Here is a 21,226-nt window from a genome sequence, read left to right as displayed (position 1 = left end):
GCAGGGGACTTTCACCCCCAAGTCATCCCGAGGCACCACCCTCGGGAACAGCGCCAGTCAGGCGCTGCGCGCCATGCCTGGCGCACAAACAAAAAAGCGCAGCCTCTAAGGGCTGCGCTTTTTTTAACGACTGACGTCAGTGTCAGAACTGGAATTTCAGACCAACCCGACCGGTATCGAAATCCGGACCGTCGTTGGTTACCTGGCCGTTGAAGTCGTCTTCATCGATGTCCACATTGTAGCGGTTGTACTCAGCAAACGCCGTCAGCTGTTCGGTTACCCGGAAGTCGACACCGGCACCGACAAAAGGATTCACCTCATCGTAGGTTTCGTCCTCATCGAAGGCTTCAACATCAAACGCGGAAGCAAACGCACCGGCCTTGGCATAAACGCCAAAGCTGTCGGTCAGTGGCAGGCGACCGATGGCACTCAGGCCCGCGCCTTTAAGCTTACCTTCCACGTCATCATCGCCGAAATTGCCAAAATCGATGTATTCGGCTTCAAGGGCAAAGAATTCGTTGAACTGATAGCCCAGAGCCGCGCCAAGCAGATCGTTCTCGTCCTCGAATTCGCCACCGTGGGCCTTGTATCCCCCGTAACTACCACTGATGTACGGTCCTGACTTGTCGCGGCTGACATTATCCTGAGCCCAGACAGCAGGGGCAGTGAAGACGGCAGCAGTCAGAACAGTTGCACACGCAAATCCAGCTTTGTAGCTCATAACGCGTTTTCCTCTGTGGTTGGGTTTTCCATTCGTCGAAACGATCAATCGGAAATCCTGTTTCCCGATTGCGTAAAACCAGCCTACAGAAGAATTCAGGGGTACCGGGTTAAAACCGGACTAAGATTTCTTCACATTCCTGTCATCTCGTTCCCGCAGATAACCGTCGGTAATCCGCGTCACGGCCGCTCCCGCCATCGCCACACTGCCATAACTCAGCCGGGAAATGCCGTGGTGCCATACCCGAACCACTCTCGCTCCGGGCCGGGTAACCGGCACAGCTTCCAGTATCCGAAAGCTTTCTTCGGCCACCGACAAATGAACCCGCTGCAGTTTCACCGCGCCGTGTTGCACCCCGTGAGCGAGCAGATCTACCAGGTCCAGCCACCAGTGCATGTCGCCATTACCCTTGTTCATACCAACCAGTCCTCCAGTTGCTGGCACACCGATGTATGGTGAGCCAGGCGGATATGATCCACACCCGGAAAATTCGCACAGCCCGCCAGCTGCCAGCCGGATTGGCCAGCGCCTTCAGCACTGGCCTGCTGCACCAAGGCGTCACCAAAGAGCAGGTTCGCAGGGTGTTGTTGACCGCGCAGGAGCAAGCCACTGATCACATAATGCCGGGCCTCCGGTAACAGTGGCTGAGGCTCCACACCGGGTTCCAGGACATCGCCCCGGGACAGGTTACGGATACCCTCGCTACGCAGGTCGATCACTTCACCAATCACCCTCAGATAGTCCCGGGATCTCCGGTTTAACCAGCCGGCCGCCCGGTGGGCACCAACCGCCAGCCAGGAGCCATCGTGTGGCGAACCGATGTACACGCAATCCGGGTTCCGTGTGACCCAGGAGTGCCCATTCACCAGACCATAGTGGCAGGCACTTCGAATCAGCAATCCGCCCATGCTGTGCCCGATCAGGATCAACCGCTGCACCGGAACGGGCCAGTTACTGACCAGGGATTCAAGCAGAGCCGCCAGCTCCTGACCGTTACGATAAATCGGCCGACCGGTGTTGAAACGCAGTTTCAGGGCGCTGGCATCGCCAAGCTGTTCCGCCAGGTAGCGCCCATAGTGGTAACCCGGTCGCGAGGGAAAATCCCATACCGACTCCAGTTCCATGAGGCCGTGGATCGACAGGCACAGGGTACGGCCGGGCGCCTCGGGTTCCGGTTTCTCTACCTGCAGCTCTGTATCTCCGGCAAATACGGACATAGGAACGGCAAGACCATTGCCACGATGCTCCAGCCAGTCGCCAAGAAAACCACTGGCGATGGCCGCTACCTGTTGCTGGATTCGCCCGGTTGAGACCTGAGGTGCCATCATCATTCTCCTGTTGATAACTCCAGTGTACGCCTGCCAGGGACAATGGCTATGGCGATAATCGGGCCAGAATACGGCTCACGGGCGAATGGCTGCCAACGCTTCGGCTCAAGGAAGTTTAATCTGCCCGCAAGGGCGACAGAGAGGGAATCCTGATACGCTTTCGAACCGTATTTGTCGTTTAACCGGGAAAATACAAGGAAGCATCCAATGCGATCTGCTGTTCTCTTACTCACTCTGACAAGCCTGATTTTCTCCGCGCTTCCGGCATCGGCCGAAAGCACAGAAGAGGCCACACCGGAACCCGAGGTTATGGGGTTCGTGGAATGGGTGGTAATGGGCGAAACCGGCATACGCCTGAAAGCCCGTCTCGACACCGGTGCCAAGACCTCCTCTCTGCATGCGGTCAATGTTGAACCGTTCGAGAAGGACAATGAAGAGTGGGTCCGGTTCCAACTTCCACTGGGCGACCACAAAGACCAGCCCAGTGAAGGGGATATTGATCACGAAGAAGTGATTCTCGAATTCGAACGGCCGGTATACCGGACCGTTCTGATCAAGCGCAAGGGCGCGCCGTCACAACGCCGATACGTGATAAAAATGGACTTCTGTATTGGCGGCAAAACCCATGAAACCCAGTTTTCACTGACGGATCGGGGCAAGTTCTCTTATCCGGTGCTGCTGGGCCGTCGCTTCATGCGCGATGACAACATCCTGATCGACTCAGGCCGCAGCTTTATCGTTGAAAACGAGTGTGAATACAGCACCCTCGAGGAACTCGCCGAGAGTAAGAAGGCGCTGGCAGGCTGAACTATTCGATACTCTCCGGTTCGTCATTACGAATTCTTAGAAAGCTGGCGAACCGGGGTAAGCCTGTAGCCGTGAGGCCGCGATAGCGGAACGTAACCCGGGCGCCAATAGCAGGCGGATTGTGCCGCTCCTCATCGGTAAACCCGGTGCCAAGCCGGAACCGGCGACCACTTTCCAGCTCTACCTCCAGTGCCCCCAATAATCCCTCATACTTGCCCTTGCCGGGAAGATGAGCAACCACTGTGGCTTCCGCATCCTGATGTTTTTTCACTTTGAGCAGGTCATCTGAACGGCCCGCCTGATACCAACTTTTGCGGCGTTTCAGCATCAGTCCCTCACCACCGGCCGCGACCGTTTGCTCAAGCCGGGCCATCAGCTCATCGTGGCTGGCAACTACCCGCTGTTCCACCAGTACCAGATAACGCGAATCTGCTGCGGTCACCAGCTGTTGCAAGCGTCTATAGCGTTGCTCAAAAGGCCGATCTGGCTCGGGCAAATCAAAGACGTAGAAGCGCACCTGACGCCATTCCTGGTCTACTGGCTGAACTTTGCGGACTACGCCAGATAGTTCCGCAAAACGGCCACGACCGCTCCAGAGTTCGCCATCCAGCGGTTGAGCGGGAAACTGACGGGTAAACCAGGCCGGTGCGCTATACCTGTACCCGCCCCGAGACCAGAGCGTCTCGCCATCCCAGAATACCCGGACACCGTCCAGCTTTTCACTGACCCAGTACTCTTCCAGATTGACCCCGGGATGGTAGACATTGGCGAGCGGAAGAGCCGGCGGCCGGCCACTGGCGTGCCCAAACGCTGAAAGGAAGATTGATACAACAATAAAACTGAATGCCAGAGGCATCGCCCTGACACGGGTGGTATTGCAGAGTGGCATAGTCCTTTGCCCTGTTACGTCCCTGTTTACAGAATTCCGATATTGCGGCTCTTAAGCCGTTACATACTTCAGCAGCTCTACCACCTGTTCCGGCGTTTGAGCCCATGCCATGGCGGCGGCGTCCACTTCTTTGAGCGGATGCACAATGTCTTCGTCATGCAGGGTAATGTATGGCGTGCCCATGGCCGCACAATAACCGGCGTCGAAGGCCGCGTTCCACTGCTTGTACTTGTCACCAAAGCGGATGACCGCCAGATCACACTGCTCAAGCAGGGTTTTGGTGCGGATGGCGTTTACCTTGGACGACTGGTGGTCACGCCAGAAATTGTTCTCCGGCTTGCCCAGGAAGTCACCTGCGGCATCACTGGATTCGTGATCGGTATTGGCAGACGTGAACTCTACCGGCAGGCCCGCCGCCTCGGCACCCGCAGCAATCTGCTCGCGCCAGTCGGTGTGGATTTCGCCGGAGAGGTATACGGTCCAGATCATGTTGGGCTCCTTACGCCAGTTTAAAGCCGGCCAGTCTAACCTACAGGCCGGCTTTAATGTAGGCATCAGACAGGTGTTACAGCTCCAGCTAACGGCGCCCTTTCGGGTTCATCATGCAGTTGGCGTAATAGGTGGTCGTGGCCGGCCAGTCCGAGAATACACCAATGACGCCCACCTCCCGAGCCAGCACATCAATCACATTCATGACATCGCCGTCGTTATTGATGGCATCCGAAACTGTCTGGTAATACCAGCCACCGCCATTTGCCAGGGGACCACTACGCTCCACGGTCCAGGCGATCAGATCAAGACCAGCCATGCGGGCATTGCGGGCATACTCAGACGGTTCAATCTCGCCATAACTATCCAGCGCCAGCATTTTCCAGAGCGCTGGCGCCAGAATGTTCACGCCCCGGGACTTCAGGCTTTCCATGTGCGCCAGAGACTCTGTATCCGGCGTGATCGGCGACTGATCCAGAAACACTGCCTGTTCACCAAAGCGCGGCATTTCATTCACCCAGAAGAGTACGTCGTCCAGATTAAACGATTGCGGCCACACATCTTTCGGGTTAATGCCAGCGTCGATGTAATCCTGAATCATCTGACGGGCGTAGTCCCGCTGGCTGTACTCGCCCTCAAACGGCATATCGACCACTGGCGTTTTAAGCTCCGGTGTGAACTTGGCGCCCAGTGACTTGAACAGCTCTATACTCTCGCGGTGGGTCATCAAGGTGCCCCGGCTGGCATACAGATCGGTGCGCCAGTCAGCAGTGCCGCCGACATACTCTTCCGGTGTGGTCGCCATCGGATCGTAGGCGTCCATCTTACCCTCGAGGGTCTTGAACTCCGCCAGGGTGATGTCACTGGTCCGGCATTCAGCCTTGGCCGGAGTGCCGGATGCCGGATCAGCAGGGACGAACGGCTGGGTACACTTCGCGTTCAATTCCGGAATGGTGACAATGTTGGTGGTGGTGTGCAGATCATTCTGGGCGTGGCGACACACCAGCTCGCGATCCTTGGTGAAAGCAACATCACACTCCAGAATGCCAGCGCCCATCCTGGCGGCGGCGATGTAGGACTCCCGGGTATGTTCCGGGAACTGCAGGGGCGCTCCCCGGTGGCCAATCGAGAAGTCCGTAGCCTGGAAGTTGCGCACGTCACAGCTCTTGAGACGTTCCTTGAGCGGGCCGTCATCCATATCCTCAACCAACCAGTACGGCCTCGCGCCCACCTGAACCGATGGCTTGCCCTGATACTTGTACCAACCTTTATGCCCCTGGTGATCGTGCCATGCCTTTTCCAGCCCAGGCGGCATCCACTGACGTTCATCATGCCAGCCCGGTGTGGCATTGGCGGCTCCGGCCATCAGAGTACTCAACACCACACTTGCGATAACGCGTAACTTCATAACCTGCTCCTTGTGAAATGAATGATACTGCAGCGTCAGTGTTCACAAGAGCCATGACCACCGCATGACGTTTTTTTGACCAGCCGATCAACTTCTCTTCATATGCAGACTTTTCCTACAAGGATCTGACTGATCTTCCTACACACTATTTACGACATTCCGGTACATTCGGCCGCCCCAAGAACCCATCTGGAGTATCGAATGGACGCCCCGGCAATCTCACGGACAGAGAAAATGCTCTCTGCTGTTCTGAATAATCTGAAAAAATATCTGTTGGCCATCGCAAGCTCGCTGTTCGCGGTCTTCCTGGCCATGTCTTCCTTCTTTACCACGGAGCTGGGCTACACCTATGTGGTTCAGGACACCCTGTTTGGCACCATCCGCGTGTTCACCGAGCCCGGCCTGCACTTCAAAGTGCCGTTCTTCTCAAACGTTTATACCTACAATCAGGCCATGACCCTGAGTTTCGGTAACCAGGAGAGCGGTGAAAAGATCAAATCCACCCGCCAGCTGGGCGAAGTGGAAGTGCAGTTCGCTGACACCTACACCGCCCGGATTCCGGCCACTTTCCGGTTCCGACTGTCAGCAGATCCCGAAAAGATTGTGGCTATGCATCGTGAGTTCCGCAGCTACGACAACCTGATCGATTCCCTGCTGATCAAGAACGCCAAAAACGTGACCGTAGTGACCGCCACCCAGTACACCGGCGAAGAGTTCTTCCAGGGTGGTCTGAACAAGTTCAAGGTTCAACTGGAAGACCAGTTGCAGAATGGCCTTTACGAAACCGAGCGACAGCAGGTGGAAGTGGAGCAGACCGACCTGGCTGCCGTATCTTCAACCAATGACGACGGCGACCGGCTGGAGCGGAAAGTGCAGCTGGTCTGGAAGAACATCATCCTGCAGGACAGCGCCGGCCAAGCCAAGCGCATTGCCAACCCGCTGGATGCTTATGGCATTCAGGTACGCCAGGTGACCATTGGTCGTCCGCTGCCCGAGAAGCGACTGGATGAGCTGCTGGTGAAAAAGAAGGACCTGGTCGCCAAGCGGATTACCGCGATCCAGGCCCAGGAAACCGCCCGCGCCGAAGCCAAAACCGCGCAGCTGGAAAAAGAGATCGAGAAGGCCCGGGCCATCCAGGACGCCCAGCGCAGCAAAGAACTGGCCATTATTTCCAAGCAGAAAGAAGTGGAAATGGAGCGTCAGCAGGCAGAACTGGAAACCGTCCGCAAAGAGAAAGAAAAGGCCGTAGCCGTGCTGGAGAAACAGAAGCAGCTGGAAATCTCGGTTGCTGAGAGAGACATCCAGAAAGCCAATGCCGAAGCCGCCACCTACGCTGCAAAAGCCATTCGTGAGCAAGGCCTGGCGGAAGCCGAAGTCGCCAAGGCACACCTGCTGGCCAAACAGGCCGCCCGGGATATCTACATGGCCGAAATCCAGCGCGATATCGCCCAGGTAATGTACCCGGCCCTGAAGGACGTAACCATCGATATGCCGGACTACTATGTCGGGGCCGACGCAGGCGCCAGCCCAGTCAGTAGCCTGGAAGTATTTACCAGTCTTGGTGCTATGGAGCAGTTGCGGAGGGCGAACACTACGACAGCGCCATAAACACTCTACGACGTGGGGGTGTGACCTCTTCTGGTCACACCCTGCGAACGCTCTTGTCAAAAAACCAAGGACAAAACCATTTCCTGTTATTCAACGAATGGCCTGCACTTAAGGCGCTGTTATGACAAGCCATCCATTGCCATGCCGCGTATCTCAGCTCAGCACAAGAACGAGCACCAACAGGAAAGCCATAATCCCAAGACAGATGCCAATCACCGCACCGGGATCATCCGGATCTTTTTCAGTTGCAGGCATAACCCTGGACTGATCCCACAGAAACGCCTTCAAATCGGAAATGAGTTGAGTGTTAGAGGTTCGAATACCTGTGTACCACTCGTCAGGGAACTCGATGGCCGTCTGCGGCACCACAATAGGCCCGCACATCGAGCCAAAATGAACGACTCCATTCAACAGCAGACTGTCTCGGCGCAGTGTTCCCCTTGGCAGCTCTGCCGCTGACACTTGCAGGTCTTCCAGTGCTTCAACCACATAACCTTCGGGTAGCTCACCATGCACCAGCACAGGCAACGGTTGTTCGCCGCAAGGCATAGAAGCCAGTGCCGGGAACCGGGTATCGTCCAGGGGAGGATGAAAGATCCGGTCCAGATTATCCGGGCGAAAAGGCCTTAGCCCCGCAAACTGCCCGGGAATCAGCGACACTCGCGAACCAGGCTCTCGCCCCTTCCAGAATAACGTCCAGGCGATGGCCCGAACTATTTTCAAACGCAGAGATTCCGGAACTTCATGACGTCCGGGCGATTCTGGCAACCAGACCTCGTCCGAATAGTCCGTCACTGCCAAGCCATCGCCGCCCAGCCACAGGCACCACTCTGGGTGATCATCAAACACAATGCAGAATTTACGGCCCTCGACTCTATCCAGCTCGTCATCTCCGGGCTCTTCCAGTTCGGCGAAAACCTGACCTTTGCTAACGTCCAGATGAAGCCGGCGTGCATCGGGCATGATCTCATTGTTTATAGCCCGCTCAAGTTCACGAAATGAGTCCAGTAACGCCTCATCCAGCAATGATGGGTGAGGAACATAGGTGTCCTCAACAAGGTGATCCGCTTCCCTAACTGCATCCTTGGTTACAGCCTCAAAGTTATAGACCGGCGACGCCCAGGTGCCAAAGAGCATCGCCTCCTTGGCCCTTAACTGGCTGAGCTTGCGTGAAGAGAGGATTGAGCCTTCGTTCTCTGCGAACGCAAAGGATTTGCTGTCATCATAAACAAAGAACTCACGGGTCCGCTGAAGGCCGGCCCCACCCTCAATATCACTGACTTTCCAGATCTGGGCACTTACGTTAGCCGAGGTGCCGCTCTTATTCAGTGCAGGGGAGGCATAAACCTTCGCTTGATAAAGTCTCTCTTGCCCATCATCCAGCGTCACCAAGGCTTTCATCCCCAACAGTTCCATGAGTGAACTGTCCATGATGATCTTGGCATCAAACCAGTTCAGCCAGGCTCCCAGCATGTGGGCGTTTCTGGCCAACTCCCGTAACGGTACGGCCCTGACGAAAACATCGGCGTCTTCCGCCAAGACAAGGCGCTCCAGGAGGGCTTCTTGCACTTCATTTGCGTCCGGGCTTGCCAAAAAACTGCGGTGATCATCAACACTGTACAGCATTGGTAATTCGAGCCCCGGGTGTTCTCTAATGAACACGGTGTGAAACAGGACGTCACCCCATTCCCGAATGAGCTTCAGGTGGTTACCACTATTGAGTGCTTCCATAAACTCAGTGGCGGCCGGCACAGGCACATCTTCCTTGATCATAATGGGCAACATCCTTTTCTTGCCTTGTTTACGATTTAGCTCTGAGCTCCATCCTGAGTGAGCAATCTGTCCTGCAAGTCACGGATCACTCTCAACACACGACTCATTTCCTGCTGGGTTTTCAGATCCAGGTCCAGCTTGCCATCCATGGTTTTCACCAGCGGCACAATGGATTCTTCAAAGATCCGGGCGAAGGCCATCAGCGCGTCGCCCACCTGGGGCGGGCTGTCCAGGTTGACGGTGACAGCGGGATTCAGCTGTACCGATTGCAGGCCTTCGGTGAGGCCGGTTTCGAGGGAACGGGACAGCTGGCTCAGGGCTTTATCCAGATCAGGTTCCGGGTGTTTTCCGTTGTCCAGTCCGGCAACCAGCTGTTGCCCCAGTTGCTGCAAATGTTCCGAGATCAGGCCCAGCTGGCGAACCACTTTCACCCCGGTTTCCTCGTCGCCACCGGCTTGCTGACGGCGGCGGTATTCTTCACAGATAGCCTGCCAGCGCGCCGCTTCTTCGTCGGTCATGGTGCCGCGCATCTGCTTGAGCTTGAGCAGATTTTCTTCGGCGCCGTAGGTCAGCAGCTGAGCCTCGCCCTGATAGTGGTCATCAATCAGGGCTTCCAGCTCCTGGTCACTCATTACCGGTGACAGCTTCTCCGCCAGTTTGTTCATGTTCCGGTAACTGCCCTGCAGCTTGAAGGTGGGCTCGGTTCGGTAAGCCTCGGCCTGGGCGCTGGAGGCAATGTAAGCCTGATTGACCCGCAACACGGTTTCCCGCACCCGGATCATTTTCTTCAGCAGGGCAACGATTTCATCGCGCTCGGCGGCACTGTAGTCGTGTTCAAAGTCCGAATCCGCCACCGTTTTGCCTTCGGCCAGATCGGCGAACCGGTAAAAGTCCGCCATGCCCCGGGTGGCCAGCGGTGCCAGCACCCGGTTGGAGCTCAGGCTGTTCTCGATGTAGGACAACGCAAAGGCATGCTCCATGCCGGAGAGCACGTCACCCAGGTTGTAGATGTCGGCCCGGTTGGCGAGCATGTCGGGGACCTTGAAGACTTCGCCGCTCTCGGTATATGGGTTCCCGGCCATCACCACACAGAAACGTTTGCCACGCATGTCGTAGGTGCGGGTCTTGCCGCGCCACACCCCTTCAATGCGGCGCGTGCCGTCACACAGGGAGATAAACTTCTGCAGGAATTCGGGGTGAGTGTGCTGGATATCGTCCAGATACAACATCACGTTGTTACCCATTTCCAACGCCAGGTTAAGCTTGATCAGCTCTGCTTCGGCGGTGGAATGCGGTGCCTTTTCGGGGTCCAGCGACATCACGTCGTGGCCCAGGCTCGGGCAGTTGATCTTCATGAAGATCAGACCCAGGCGGTTGGCCACGTATTCCATCAGCGTGGTTTTACCGTAGCCCGGCGGCGAGATCATCATCAGCAGCCCGGACTGGTCGGTGCGGCGGTCTTCACCCGCCGTGCCCATCTGCTTGGCCAGGTTATCGCCAATGATCGGCAGGTAACTCTCGCTGATCAGCTTGTTACGCACGAACGACGACAGCGGGCGGGGCCGGAACTCGTCCAGCCGTAACTGGCCACGCCATTTCTCCAGTACCTGCTGCCGCACCTCCTGCAGCTGCTGCCAGCCAGGAATGATCTCCTGCTGGTGATAACGCAGGCGCTCGTCGAATTCATCCAGCTGCAGACTGAGCGTGCGCTCTTCAATGCGGGGATGCTGGCCCAGCAGGCCCTCAATCTGAAACGCCAGTTCGACACTGCGGACCGAGGTTTTCACCGTTTCACCCACGTTCAACACCGCCACGGCCTCCGGAAGATAGTGCAGCAGATGCTGCTGATCCGTCTTGGCCATCCAGGCTTTCAGCCAGTGGCTGGTGATGCTCCAGCGAGCGGCCGGCTGATCGGCCACAACCTCCAGTGCCTGCTGATACTGGGCAAACTGGTTATCCCGTTTCAGGGCTTCGACAAAGCCGGTCGCCAGATCCCCGGCATAGCGAGTGATATCGAAGGCTTCGGATTCTTCCGCCAGCTGCCGCACCAGATACTGAGCAGCCGAGTGCACCAGGCTGCGGCCATCGCTGCCCGGCCCGGCCAGCCTCAATTGCTGTTCTTCCACAAAGTTTGCGAGCTGCGGTTCCAGTTCCTGTTGCAGGGATTCCAGCAGCTCATCCGATTGCATCATGCGGCTGAGGATGCCGGCAGACAGGCACCGGGAACGCAGTTGCTGGCCCGCGCTCTGTTGCTGGCTCAACCCGGCCCAGAACAGCATGGCCAGTGCCCGCGCCCTGGGGCTGAAACGGAGCAACCCGGCGTTCTGAATCGCCGGCCACAGTGTACTGACAATCAGCGCTGCGTCGTGATCGTGGATGCCTTTTTCGTAGCCCTCCCGGTATCGGGGCGAGGCGAACTTGCGGATGTAACCGGTCAGTTCATCCAGATCCGCGACGTTAACCGGCAGGTCTCCGGCCTTGCGGAACTCATCGATTACCAGTGCCGACAGATACTCCGCCCGGTACACCCGGTCGGATTCCGAAGGCTGGCTCATGTTCCAGTAGCCCCGGAGGCGGTCCAGCTCGGGCTCCTCCAGGCGCTCGTAATACTGGGTTCCGGTCAGGTGCAGCAGCACATGATCGTCCCGGGGAATCAGGGTCAGATCCAGCTCCCGCTGGTTAACGCTGAACTTGTGCTTGCCCAGCCGGATAACGGCACCGCCATCCTCAAAGATATCGGCCTTGTCCCGAACGCTGCGCAGGGCGGTGTCCTGAGCCGCTTTGAGCTGGCCCAGGCAATCGTCCGCTTCCATGGCGGCGCCCAGCTCCCGTAACTCTCCGGCCATACTGCGCAACCGGCTAACCATGGCATCAGAGGCGAAGAAGGCATGCAGCTCTTCAGGGCTGCTGAAACGTTCGGTACGGCGGCCCAGGTTCTTGAGAATACGGGCAGCGGCATCGGTGAGCGTGGTTACCCGGCGCTGTTGCTGATCCTGGAGCTGCTGGCGCCGTGCCTCGATGCTCTCGTGGGCGTTCTCGCGCTGCTCCAGAATGGCCGCCAGGAACTCGTCATATTCGCCAAACTGGCTTTCCAGCTCCTGCAGCTGATCCAGCATCCGGGTCATCAGACCATCGCATTCGCGCACATCCGACAGCGCGCTGACGCCGTTCGCCAGGCTCTGCTCAAACAGCCGGATACGAGCCGCAAACTGGGCCCGGGCTTCCGCACTGCCCTGCTCTTTCAGCCGGATTTCCGCTTCGGAACGCTGCTGGTTGATGGTCGCGTAGATGCCCGAGATGTTATCGGTGATCGCCGTTTCCAGCGCGGCATCGTCACCGCCCATGGACGCCAGCATGCCCTGGATCATGTCCAGGCCTTCGGTCAATTCCCGATAGCGATCGACAATCTTCTTCAGGGCATCCCGGCTGTCGGCCTCGGCCAGCGCAGTCTGCAACTCGGTCAGGGTCTGGCGGTAGCCATCCAGCGCCTCCGGCGACGCCAGGAAACGGAAGGTGCGCTCGGTCAGCCGGTCCTCAGCCTCGGCCAGCTCCTCTTCAAGAGTGTCGATACGGGCTTTGTCGGCGTAACGCCGATCATTGAGGGTTCGCACCCGGCCGCGATGATCGCGCAAACGTGCCAGGTAACTGACAAACTGATCCGGTGCTTTCCAGCTATCCGGTTTCAGGTCCCGCATCAACGCGCCCTGGTCCTGAGCGACCTCGGTAATGGCAGCTTCAGTCTGGGCGCGAATGCTCTGGACTTTCTCATACTCATCCAGCACCAGCTCTGCGGTGCTTCGGATGGTGCTGAGCTGTTGGTTTAACCCGGCAAACAGGGCTTCTTCCTGGCGCGCTGACAGCCAGAAAAACTGATCCAGAATACGGTCCACGGTACGAATCAGGTTGGTGAAATGCCGCTCACTGGCGCTGGCGCCCTCCACCAGGGTAACCACCGTATTCAGCTCGGCAATTCCCCGCACCAGCTCGGGATTGCCAATGCGCGCCAGCTCGGAATCGTTGGCGACGTTCGCCGCAGCGTGGAAACTTTCAGAAGTGAACGGCGTTTCCCACACCTGCAACGGGTGCACCAGCGTAGGTTCCTTGTCGGCATTGAAAATCACCAAATGCCCGTTTTCGAACAGGGCGTAACCGTGGCCAATCAGTGGCACATCCGCCTGTTTGCGAATCAGGTTGTAGCGGAACAGGATCACCTGACCGGTGCGCTGTTCGAAGAAGACATACAGCATGTCTTCGCCGTTGGGGGCCCGCAAGGTACGCTTGAGCCGGAAATCCCCGTCGGGAATCTGGAAGGTTTTTAGCTCGCCGGTACTCAGGTAGTAACCCGACGGAAAAATCAGTCCGTGATTGTCCGGCAGCGACGCGACGGAACCGGCCATGGCGTCAACCCGCTCGATCTTGCGCTCGGTGCGATTGAACAGGTAATAGCGCCAGTGTTCTTCGTTAAACGGCAGAATCCGTACCAGCAGAATCTCGCCCAGATCGGCAAAATCGAAGCTGGCGTCGTCCAGTGACTGGGAATCGGACTCCACCGGGTCCGAGTAGATGCCTTCGCCGGTGGAGGTGTTGTTCTCCACCTTGAAAGTAATGTTGCCCCGCAGGTTATCCACAAACAGGGTGTCGGCGATGTTCAGGTGCGGAGAGCGGCCCTGAACCTGGCTGTCGCGGCCCACGGTTTTCCAGGGAAAACTGAAACGTTCCGGGAAAGACAGATCGCGCTCGCCGCGATTATCAATGTAGCGGCTGACCTCACCATCGGGCTTCAGTTCCCAGCGAAACACCCGAAGATCATCAAGCTTGTCACCGATGCGAAACGCCATCAGCAACATACCTTTGAGTATCACCAGTTGCGACAGCGTGGCGGTGTTGTAGTACTGCTGGAGTTCCCGGAAGTCGGTGGCGAAGCGTTCATCCTTGAGAAACGAGCCCTCAATGGCCGCTTCGGTCATCTCGAAGCCGCTGTCGCCGTCGTTCAGGTGGTACAGCCGGAACACGTCCTCAATCACCAGCGTCTTGCGCAAGCCCAGCTGTAGATTGAAACCGAACAACAGCTTGTCGCCCAGACGCACCACATCCCGGGCGATGGCGTTGTTTTCGGTTCGCACCCGGGCCCGGCCCAGCACGTTCATGCCGGCACTGCCAAAGATCTCTTCGCGGGCCTGGTTCAGCCCGGACACCTGCTCACGCAGTTGCCCGCCCTGCTCTTTCAGCCGGCGCTTGATGGTTTCAAAGGCTGAACCTTCCTGAACAATGCTTTCGAGCTCGGTGCGATCCGTCGACATACCAAATCATCCTGAACCAAAGAGGGGAATGCGGTTAGGGGAAAGCACTCCCGGCACCTTGGGTCCGGTACCGGGAGCCATCGGCCTTATCAGGCCGTCTCGGAACTGCGGTTAGGCTTTTCACCTGCCACCCGGCCGGCAATGTTCGAGAGCGCCGCCTGCAGCGAGGGGGACTTGTCCAGCACGCCCTGAACACTCTTGCCGTAGCCAAGGCCCTGGGCAAACTTCTCGAAAATGCCGCCGTCGCCGCCGATCATTTCGAACTTGGCGTCTTTCAGGGCAGCAGCCATAACCCGGCCATTTTCCAGCATGCCAGCCTTCTGGGCGTCGATCTGGGCCATCACTTCCTTCTCATGAACTTCCAGGTTCATGCGGAACTCTTCAAAGTGACGGGATTCCTCAGACATGCCATCGTAGGCCTTGAGTTTCTCAACCAGACCAGCCGCTTCGGCCTTGGCCATGGCTTCGCGGGCTTCGGCTTTGGCGTGGCCCATGCGCTGCTCACCTTCGGCTTCGGCCAGAACCATAGCCTTACGGGCATCGGCCTTGGCAACACCCAGTTTCTCTTCACCCATGGCTTCGGTTTCCAGACGCTGCTCAAGCACCCGAACCTCGGCCATGCCGGCTTCTTCATCGGCCTTGGCGGTAACCGATTTGACCTCGGCGCGGGCCAGACCATCGGCCCGGATGGCAGACGCCTGAGCTTCCTTGACCTGCGCTTCAGCAAGACCATCGGCAGCCGCCATGGCCTGGCGACCGCGAGCCAGTTTCTCATCAGCCACCGATTTCTTCTCGGCTGCATCCATTTCCGCCTGGGCGGTGACCCGAATCTGCTCAGCTTCCAGCTTGGAGCGCTCAAACGCCGCCTCGGCCGCTTTCACATCTTTCAGCTTCAGTTCTTCGGCATCGGCTTCAGCCGCCACCACTTTCTTCACCTTCAAGCGGTCGGCTTCAGAGCGGTTGCGAACATCCTTGATGTTCTCTTCCTCTTCCGCCACATTGCGCTCAACAGCAATACGCTGGCTGGTGATATCGGCAATTTCCTTGCGCTCTTCTTCCAGCGCCTTTTCCATGCCAATGCGCTCGATTTCCACCGCCCGCTCACGATTAACATCCTCGAGCTCCCGGGCCTGGCGAATACGCACTTCTTCTATCTGCACCGCACGCTCGCGGGCTTTCATGGCCATTTCAATCTGGCGCTGCTTGTTTTCGTCCGCAATCGCCAGTTCTTCATCCGTCTTGATGCGAGCGGCTTCGGCACGGGCCCGTTCCTGCTCACGCACCTGCTCGGTTTCCGAAGTCTCACGGGCCTGCAGGGTTTCAATTTCCCGGCGCTGGCGCGCTTCGGCTTCGGCCTGGCTGCGTTCCAGTTCCAGCGACGCTTCCCGGGCCGACACATTCTTGCGCTGGATTTCCAGTTCCTGGTCCCGCTCCAGACGGTTGGTTTCCACATTGTGGAGGGCGGTGATTTCGGTAATCCGCTTGATGCCCTCGGAATCCAGGATATTGTTCGGGTCCAGTGAGGTCTTCGGCGTCTGCTCCAGGTAGTCGATGGCCACGTCTTCCAGCACATAACCGTTCAGGTCTTCCCCGATGGTCTCGACGATGGAATCGCGGAAGCGCTGACGCTCCTCAAACAGCTGCATGAACTCGAGCTTCTTACCAACGGTCTTCAGCGCTTCACTGAACTTGGCATTGAACAGCTCGTTCACGGCATCGCGGTCTGAGGCACGGCCCACACCCACCGATTTGGCCACGCGCAGCACGTCTTCCTGGGTTTCATTCACCCGCAGGTAGAAGGCAACGGTAATGTCGGCCCGCAGGTTGTCCTTACAGATCAGCCCTTCCTTGCCGGTACGGTTAAGCTCCAGGGTAATGACCGAGATTTTCATGGTCTCGGCGCGGTGGATAACCGGCAGCACCATGGCCCCGGTGAAATACACCTTGGGCGTGGGCGACAGGTCGTTCACGATCAGGGCCTGGCCCTGGTCCACCTTGCGGTAAAACGCCTTGAACAGGGCCAGTATGCCCAGTATCAGCAGAACCAGGACCCCGACGGTCATGATTGCTGGCATCATCCAAGATAAATCCATTTAGTCATTCTCCTGCGCTGATTGAAGGGAGTAGGTGCGGGGATTAACCGGCCGATTCGCCGGCAAGGAATTCAGCTTCCGGAACCACCCACCAGGCGTTCTTGTCCGGAATATGTTCGATCAGCACCGCGCGCTCGCGATGCGCCAAAGGCGTATGGCTGCGGACCTGCAGCACCAGATGGGCACCGTCCAGAATCGCTTCTGCCCGGCCTTTGGTTTCAGTCACCGTTGCGGAGGTAATCACGCAAGCGGTACCGATAATACGTTTCTGAAGCGGGGGTAAATACGCCCGCCGGAACAGTGGCCGCAGTGGGCGGATAACAACGGCTGTCACCAGAACACTCATCACCAGAGCGCCGGCGATGACCGCCAGGCCGAACAGTGCATACAGGAAACCATCAGGCACCAGTGCACCGAGCAACAGCTCCGCAAAATAGCTCGCCAACCAGGCAATCAGGAACAACAAGGTAAGTACGAGTGGCAGGGGCACGCCCTGAAGCCCCAGGGTTACCATCAGGCCGGAGAAGTCGCCGGAGGCATCAATATCGCCATCGGCCTCGATATCGCCCAGACCCACAAGGGAAATCAGCCAGTAAACGATGGCCACGCACAGCAATACGGAAAAAATGACCGTGGGGAAGGAGAAGGCAATTGCAAAGAATGTATCCATACGCGACCAGACATCCGTTCTGGTAAATCCACTGGGCGACAGTCCGTGTCAGACTGACGAGTTGTTTATAACGTAAACAAACTATTTCTTGCAAATGTTTAATTGCGAGGTATAGACTCGGATTATTGACATAAAATGTCAAGCGACAGGACAAGGTTCGTCCGGATCGGCCGAACCGATTCAACGCCACAGGAAGGAGCTATTCGTGGATACCCAATCTCTCACCCTGGCCCTGGGTGACGCCACCCATGCTGGCCGAACCTTCGATGTCATGCCCATTGCCGGCGAAGAACCGGTGCTGCAGGTAATCGTGTCCGGCGCCGAAGAAACACCGGTGTATATTACCGTAACCGACACCCAGATTCTGTGCCTTGCGTACCTTTTCGACGAACAGGAACTGGCCCCGGAACGTCTGAACGAGCTGCATGAAAACATGTTGCGCATCAGTGTTCCCATGCCCTTAAGCTCTCTTGGCAAAACCAGCCAGCACTATGTGGTCTATGGCGCACTGAGCCCCACGTCCGGCACCAGCGAGATCATGCAGGAACTGGTAACCCTCGCCGAGAATGCCATCGACCTGTTACAGACTTTTGAAGACTACCTGGCTTGAGTGAGGGCTGAGACATGAGAACCGTACTTAAAAAAATCCTGACCGCCATGCGCGGGGGTGTGAACGAACTGGGTGAAGCCGTTGTCGACGGCCAGGGCAACCGGATTCTGGAACAGGAACTGCGCGATTCCGAGCATGAGCTGAAACAGGCCAAGCAAGAGCTGGCGTCACTGATGGCCGAAGCGGCCTCCCTGGCCCGCCAGATCCGCACCGAGCAAGACAGCGCCACCAAGCGTGAAGACGATGCCCGCAAAGCCATCGCGGCTGGCCAGGAAGACCTGGCCCGGGAAGTGGCCGAGCGAATTGCTGGCCATGAGCGCCGCGCCTCAGAGCTGACCCAAACCCGGGAACTGCTGCAACAGCGCATTGTGGGGCTGAAAGAGCGAGTTCAGAAAGCCGAGAAACAGTTGGCCGACTACCGCAGGGAACTGCAAGTGGTGAAGACCAACGAGCGGGTGCTACGCACCACCGCGCAGATCGACACCAACATCAACAGCCAGCAGTCCTCCCTGAGCACCGCGAAAGAGACATTGGAACGGATTCGCGAGCGCCAGGCCCGGGAAGAAGACCGCCAGACCGCCAGCGCGGCCCTGGAAAAAGAGCTGACCGGCGCAGATCTGGACGAAAAACTGAAAGCCGCCGGCATTGACGGCGAACAGGATGCCGTCAACGATGTGTTGGCACGCCTCAAGGGCGGCAACGCAAACCCGTAAACCCTGAGCGCCCCGAGTTCGGGGCGCTCACTCAAGCACCTCAAAGGCGCTCTCACAGGCAACCCCATGGCGAAGAAACAGGACTGGTCCCGAGAAGAACAGGCCGTTCAGGCGGTACAGATGGCCTTCGACCTGTCCAACGATATCCAGCGCGCGTTTCGCGTGTCGGCGGCCATGCAGGATATGACGACCGCCGACATGGTGCGCAAAGTGCTCCACCTGCCCTACCGTAAAGGCCGTGCCCGCCCGCGGCTGACGGTAACCCTCAAAGACGAGGACTTCGAACTGCTGGCAAGCAAGTACGAACTGGATCCGCAGGATCGTGCCGCTATTCGCCAGCGCGTGGCGGAGGAGTTGCAGGGATTTGCCAGGCAGTATCTGACTGCCTCGGATCAGTAATCGCCAGGCGCTTCAGAAACCGCTTTACCAGGAAAAGGACGTCATGCCCAGAAACCGCTATCGACAGTGCCCGGCCTGCAATACCGCAAGCCTGGACTCCTCCAGCCATCCCTCCATATTCGACTGCCGCCTGTGCCACGGGCTATGGTTTGAAGATGGCGCATTAAATCAGGCGATTGCCGAGCATCATGACGGCGTAGACCAGTACGATCACGAGCAGCACCTCGGCCCCGCGCTTCGCACCAGCGACCGGCTTTGCCGGCGGTGTCGCGTGCCCATGACCCACTACCAATTGCTGGCTCACTACACTACGGAAATTGACTGCTGCCCCGGCTGTGACGGTGTCTGGCTCGACAAACACGAAGTCGATCAGGTAATGCAGTCGCCGCAACTGAAGCAGGCTCTTAAAGACCTGAACCAGAAGGTGAGCTGGAAATCCTGGCTATTCCAGTTCCTGACCGCCATGCCGGTGGAATACAACGTAAAACCCCACCGCACCCCCTGGGTTACCCGAACCCTGGTGTTCCTCTGTGCCCTGGTGTTTGGTGTTGGCGCGCTGTCCCCTGAGGCTAATGAGTGGATCTTCGTAAACCTGGGATTGAACTCCGACACCCAAAGCCCGTCACATTTTGTGCTTCAGTTGCTGAGCTATCAGTTTGTGCACGGTGGCCTGATGCACCTGGTCGGGAACATGTACTTTCTGTGGATTATCGGCGACAACCTGGAAGATGCGCTGGGGCATGGTGCCTTCCTGGCACTCTACCTGTTTGCCGGCATTATGGCGGCCCTTGCGGAACTGCTGTTGTTCGATGCCAGCCAGGGCCCTCTGCTGCTGGTCGGGGCCAGTGGCTCCATCGCTGCCCTGTTCGGTCTCTACCTGATGTGGTTCCGGCACGCCAGTCTTACCTTCATGATCATTGTTTACCAGAAGAAACTCGCACCTCACTGGTACTTCCTGATCTGGAGCCTGATAAACCTGTTCGGGATGTTCACCGCCCAGGGCGGTGTGGCGTGGGCCGCGCATCTGGGTGGCTTTGGCTTGGGGTTACTGCTGGGCTACCTGTTGCGGGATTATGTGCTGCGGAAGAATCCGCTGATTGCGATGCTGAATCAGCCGGAGGCTGCGATTAACCGGTAGCTTTGCCGGTTAATCGCAATAGGTACCTACTCGCCGCAGGTTTCTTTAACCTTGGCGCGGAAACGGTCCCGAATCTGCTGATTTTCTTCCTCAGACACGTACTCCCGCTCACCCTTCTCATTGATATCGTAGAAGGTCGAAACACTCTCCAGGTGCTTGAGACGGGCCTGGAGATTCCTGCATAGCTCCTCCTGCTTTTCGGCCTGTTGCCGGGCTTTCGCTTCTTTGGCCTGACGCTCCTCCCGCTCCTTCTGTTGCTGTTCCAGGAACTCCGTCATTTTCTGCTGCCGGTCACGGGCTGTGGCATCAGCCTGGGCCGGCGCTGCATTGACGCGCACTTCCTTGGAACTGGCCTTCGCCGGGGGGCGATCGCCGAAATGGGTCTGACCGTTGGCATCTGTCCACTGGTAGACGGCAGCGTGAGAAAACGGACCAAGGGATAGCAGAAATAAAGAGATGAGAAGCTTGCGTGTCATAACTGAATTCCTTTTCGAATAATGCTTTGGACAACTTTCGAAGGAGTAGTCTACCCGATGATGTGTTTGGGAACTTTGACCGGGTAGTCACAAGAGCCGTCCTACCTGGTTCGCAATGGAAGCCCCCAGTTCACAAGTCAGGACGCATAACTCAGCTTTTCCGCCATCAGGTCTGGCCTGCGTGTGGTATCGATGATGGAGACATCGGTAAACATGTCGTCCACTTTCTGCTTGAACGTCTTGTCATCCATATCCCGCCAGTAACGCGACGGACGGCCTGTCGCCTGATCATGCTTTGCGGTGGTTGGGTCAAGGTGTCGATACTGCTCCAGCATGGGCAGCTCCGGCAGCGGCCTGGTGATGTCCATGTAATTCTGGATGAAATCCCAGTAGGCGTAACACATGGTGGGACTGCCGTGGGCGCCGAGAATATCGCCAACGGTAACATCCAGTTTGCTGTAACGGTGGGAGAGCACCAGGTCAAACAAAGTGCCAAAGCGATCCACCCTCGCGCAGCACCAGGCATCGAATTCGTAGAAGGGCTTTTCAACCACTACCGGCGGCTTTCTGGGGAGAAAAGGAAACTTTTTCGGGTATTGCCAAACCTTGATCATGCCGGTGCGACGGTTGAATTCCCATTCAGGGCCTCGGCCATTCCGTAAAAGCCATTTCGGGAAGAGGCGTAACGCCAGTTTGGCCATCAAAATGAGAAGCCAGCCGCCTCCAAGGAAAATCAAATAGGGCAGCGCTTGGTCCAGAGAGTAATCTAACCAGTTCCTTTCACGTTCACCAAACAAGGTTATT

18 protein-coding genes are annotated in these 21,226 nt (G+C 57.5%); 6 read left to right on the top strand and 12 right to left on the bottom strand.

Features of this window, described 5'->3' with window-relative positions; translation table 11 throughout:
• Nucleotides 1–142: 142 nt before the first annotated feature.
• From ACSSVV_RS13290 to ACSSVV_RS13280, 3 genes are all read right to left on the bottom strand, one after another.
• Entirely contained in the window at nucleotides 143–721 is a 579-nt protein-coding gene (locus ACSSVV_RS13290; protein WP_011787098.1) for an outer membrane beta-barrel protein, read from the bottom strand.
• A 120-nt stretch (nucleotides 722–841) separates the two neighbouring features.
• A complete protein-coding gene (locus tag ACSSVV_RS13285) occupies nucleotides 842–1,138 on the bottom strand; it encodes a hypothetical protein (RefSeq protein WP_014422941.1) in 297 nt (98 codons plus the stop codon).
• Nucleotides 1,135–2,046: an esterase/lipase family protein gene (locus ACSSVV_RS13280; protein ID WP_022993262.1), complete on the bottom strand. Its 912-nt coding sequence runs from the start codon at nucleotides 2,044–2,046 to the stop codon at nucleotides 1,135–1,137. The genes ACSSVV_RS13285 and ACSSVV_RS13280 overlap by 4 nt, the downstream gene beginning before the upstream one ends.
• 210 nt (nucleotides 2,047–2,256) lie before the next feature.
• On the opposite strand from ACSSVV_RS13280, the gene ACSSVV_RS13275 reads away from it, so the two are divergent.
• Nucleotides 2,257–2,856 (top strand): ATP-dependent zinc protease family protein, encoded by a 600-nt coding sequence (locus ACSSVV_RS13275; protein WP_011787101.1) that lies wholly within the window; start codon nucleotides 2,257–2,259, stop codon nucleotides 2,854–2,856.
• A 1-nt stretch (nucleotide 2,857) separates the two neighbouring features.
• On the opposite strand, the gene ACSSVV_RS13270 is transcribed toward ACSSVV_RS13275, so the two are convergent.
• The 3 genes from ACSSVV_RS13270 to ACSSVV_RS13260 all read right to left on the bottom strand — a co-directional run bounded on the left by ACSSVV_RS13270 (nucleotide 2,858) and on the right by ACSSVV_RS13260 (nucleotide 5,642).
• Nucleotides 2,858–3,745, bottom strand: a complete 888-nt coding sequence (locus ACSSVV_RS13270; protein WP_031211824.1) for a DNA ligase — start codon at nucleotides 3,743–3,745, stop codon at nucleotides 2,858–2,860.
• A gap of 51 nt (nucleotides 3,746–3,796) precedes the next feature.
• Nucleotides 3,797–4,234, bottom strand: coding sequence for a YtoQ family protein (locus tag ACSSVV_RS13265; protein ID WP_014422944.1), 438 nt, complete (start codon nucleotides 4,232–4,234; stop codon nucleotides 3,797–3,799).
• 88 nt (nucleotides 4,235–4,322) lie between these two features.
• The gene (locus ACSSVV_RS13260; protein ID WP_022993264.1) at nucleotides 4,323–5,642 is read right to left on the bottom strand and encodes a glycerophosphodiester phosphodiesterase family protein; all 1,320 of its coding nucleotides are present in this window, start codon (nucleotides 5,640–5,642) and stop codon (nucleotides 4,323–4,325) included.
• A gap of 201 nt (nucleotides 5,643–5,843) precedes the next feature.
• Here ACSSVV_RS13260 and ACSSVV_RS13255 point away from each other — a divergent pair, with 201 nt between their 5' ends.
• Nucleotides 5,844–7,250: an SPFH domain-containing protein gene (locus ACSSVV_RS13255; protein WP_278350961.1), complete on the top strand. Its 1,407-nt coding sequence runs from the start codon at nucleotides 5,844–5,846 to the stop codon at nucleotides 7,248–7,250.
• A 153-nt stretch (nucleotides 7,251–7,403) separates the two neighbouring features.
• Here the strand turns inward: ACSSVV_RS13255 and ACSSVV_RS13250 are convergent, their stop codons facing one another.
• From ACSSVV_RS13250 to ACSSVV_RS13235, 4 genes are all read right to left on the bottom strand, one after another.
• Nucleotides 7,404–9,023 carry a hypothetical protein gene (locus tag ACSSVV_RS13250; RefSeq protein WP_454106372.1) on the bottom strand — a complete coding sequence of 540 codons (1,620 nt, stop codon included), beginning with the start codon at nucleotides 9,021–9,023 and terminating at the stop codon, nucleotides 7,404–7,406.
• 35 nt (nucleotides 9,024–9,058) lie between these two features.
• Nucleotides 9,059–14,323 carry a DNA repair ATPase gene (locus ACSSVV_RS13245; protein WP_454106371.1) on the bottom strand — a complete coding sequence of 1,755 codons (5,265 nt, stop codon included), beginning with the start codon at nucleotides 14,321–14,323 and terminating at the stop codon, nucleotides 9,059–9,061.
• Between the two features lie 89 nt (nucleotides 14,324–14,412).
• On the bottom strand, nucleotides 14,413–16,416 hold the full coding sequence (locus ACSSVV_RS13240; RefSeq protein WP_011787107.1) for a hypothetical protein: 2,004 nt from the start codon (nucleotides 16,414–16,416) through the stop codon (nucleotides 14,413–14,415).
• Nucleotides 16,417–16,459: 43 nt separating this feature from the next.
• Nucleotides 16,460–17,086, bottom strand: coding sequence for a hypothetical protein (locus ACSSVV_RS13235; protein ID WP_454106370.1), 627 nt, complete (start codon nucleotides 17,084–17,086; stop codon nucleotides 16,460–16,462).
• A 205-nt stretch (nucleotides 17,087–17,291) separates the two neighbouring features.
• Here ACSSVV_RS13235 and ACSSVV_RS13230 point away from each other — a divergent pair, with 205 nt between their 5' ends.
• From ACSSVV_RS13230 to ACSSVV_RS13215, 4 genes are all read left to right on the top strand, one after another.
• Complete coding sequence (locus tag ACSSVV_RS13230; protein WP_141067326.1) at nucleotides 17,292–17,696, top strand: YjfI family protein; 405 nt, start codon at nucleotides 17,292–17,294, stop codon at nucleotides 17,694–17,696.
• Nucleotides 17,697–17,710: 14 nt separating this feature from the next.
• Nucleotides 17,711–18,409, top strand: a complete 699-nt coding sequence (locus ACSSVV_RS13225) for a PspA/IM30 family protein (protein WP_141067325.1) — start codon at nucleotides 17,711–17,713, stop codon at nucleotides 18,407–18,409.
• 66 nt (nucleotides 18,410–18,475) lie between these two features.
• On the top strand, nucleotides 18,476–18,808 hold the full coding sequence (locus ACSSVV_RS13220; RefSeq protein ID WP_014422951.1) for a hypothetical protein: 333 nt from the start codon (nucleotides 18,476–18,478) through the stop codon (nucleotides 18,806–18,808).
• Nucleotides 18,809–18,851: 43 nt separating this feature from the next.
• Nucleotides 18,852–19,946, top strand: coding sequence for a rhomboid family intramembrane serine protease (locus tag ACSSVV_RS13215; RefSeq protein ID WP_023012133.1), 1,095 nt, complete (start codon nucleotides 18,852–18,854; stop codon nucleotides 19,944–19,946).
• A 26-nt stretch (nucleotides 19,947–19,972) separates the two neighbouring features.
• On the opposite strand, the gene ACSSVV_RS13210 is transcribed toward ACSSVV_RS13215, so the two are convergent.
• Nucleotides 19,973–20,422, bottom strand: a complete 450-nt coding sequence (locus tag ACSSVV_RS13210; protein ID WP_011787113.1) for a DUF4124 domain-containing protein — start codon at nucleotides 20,420–20,422, stop codon at nucleotides 19,973–19,975.
• Between the two features lie 137 nt (nucleotides 20,423–20,559).
• Nucleotides 20,560–21,123: a hypothetical protein gene (locus ACSSVV_RS13205; protein ID WP_226538076.1), complete on the bottom strand. Its 564-nt coding sequence runs from the start codon at nucleotides 21,121–21,123 to the stop codon at nucleotides 20,560–20,562.
• Nucleotides 21,124–21,226 lie beyond the last annotated feature (103 nt).

It is taken from the genome of Marinobacter sp. MBR-105 (assembly GCF_053628895.1).
Note: the sequence above shows the minus strand (reverse complement) of the source record. Positions and strands in the feature narration are given on the sequence as shown.

Coding starts and splice junctions, on each gene's coding strand:
- ACSSVV_RS13280 (WP_022993262.1), bottom strand. CDS start 2,046: ATGGCACCTCAGGTCTCAACCGGGCGAATCCAGCAACAGGTAGCGGCC.
- ACSSVV_RS13210 (WP_011787113.1), bottom strand. CDS start 20,422: ATGACACGCAAGCTTCTCATCTCTTTATTTCTGCTATCCCTTGGTCCG.
- ACSSVV_RS13290 (WP_011787098.1), bottom strand. CDS start 721: ATGAGCTACAAAGCTGGATTTGCGTGTGCAACTGTTCTGACTGCTGCC.
- ACSSVV_RS13235 (WP_454106370.1), bottom strand. CDS start 17,086: ATGGATACATTCTTTGCAATTGCCTTCTCCTTCCCCACGGTCATTTTT.
- ACSSVV_RS13215 (WP_023012133.1), top strand. CDS start 18,852: ATGCCCAGAAACCGCTATCGACAGTGCCCGGCCTGCAATACCGCAAGC.
- ACSSVV_RS13245 (WP_454106371.1), bottom strand. CDS start 14,323: ATGTCGACGGATCGCACCGAGCTCGAAAGCATTGTTCAGGAAGGTTCA.
- ACSSVV_RS13270 (WP_031211824.1), bottom strand. CDS start 3,745: ATGCCACTCTGCAATACCACCCGTGTCAGGGCGATGCCTCTGGCATTC.
- ACSSVV_RS13250 (WP_454106372.1), bottom strand. CDS start 9,023: ATGATCAAGGAAGATGTGCCTGTGCCGGCCGCCACTGAGTTTATGGAA.
- ACSSVV_RS13265 (WP_014422944.1), bottom strand. CDS start 4,234: ATGATCTGGACCGTATACCTCTCCGGCGAAATCCACACCGACTGGCGC.
- ACSSVV_RS13220 (WP_014422951.1), top strand. CDS start 18,476: ATGGCGAAGAAACAGGACTGGTCCCGAGAAGAACAGGCCGTTCAGGCG.
- ACSSVV_RS13205 (WP_226538076.1), bottom strand. CDS start 21,123: ATGGCCAAACTGGCGTTACGCCTCTTCCCGAAATGGCTTTTACGGAAT.
- ACSSVV_RS13260 (WP_022993264.1), bottom strand. CDS start 5,642: ATGAAGTTACGCGTTATCGCAAGTGTGGTGTTGAGTACTCTGATGGCC.
- ACSSVV_RS13225 (WP_141067325.1), top strand. CDS start 17,711: ATGAGAACCGTACTTAAAAAAATCCTGACCGCCATGCGCGGGGGTGTG.
- ACSSVV_RS13285 (WP_014422941.1), bottom strand. CDS start 1,138: ATGAACAAGGGTAATGGCGACATGCACTGGTGGCTGGACCTGGTAGAT.
- ACSSVV_RS13240 (WP_011787107.1), bottom strand. CDS start 16,416: ATGGATTTATCTTGGATGATGCCAGCAATCATGACCGTCGGGGTCCTG.
- ACSSVV_RS13275 (WP_011787101.1), top strand. CDS start 2,257: ATGCGATCTGCTGTTCTCTTACTCACTCTGACAAGCCTGATTTTCTCC.
- ACSSVV_RS13255 (WP_278350961.1), top strand. CDS start 5,844: ATGGACGCCCCGGCAATCTCACGGACAGAGAAAATGCTCTCTGCTGTT.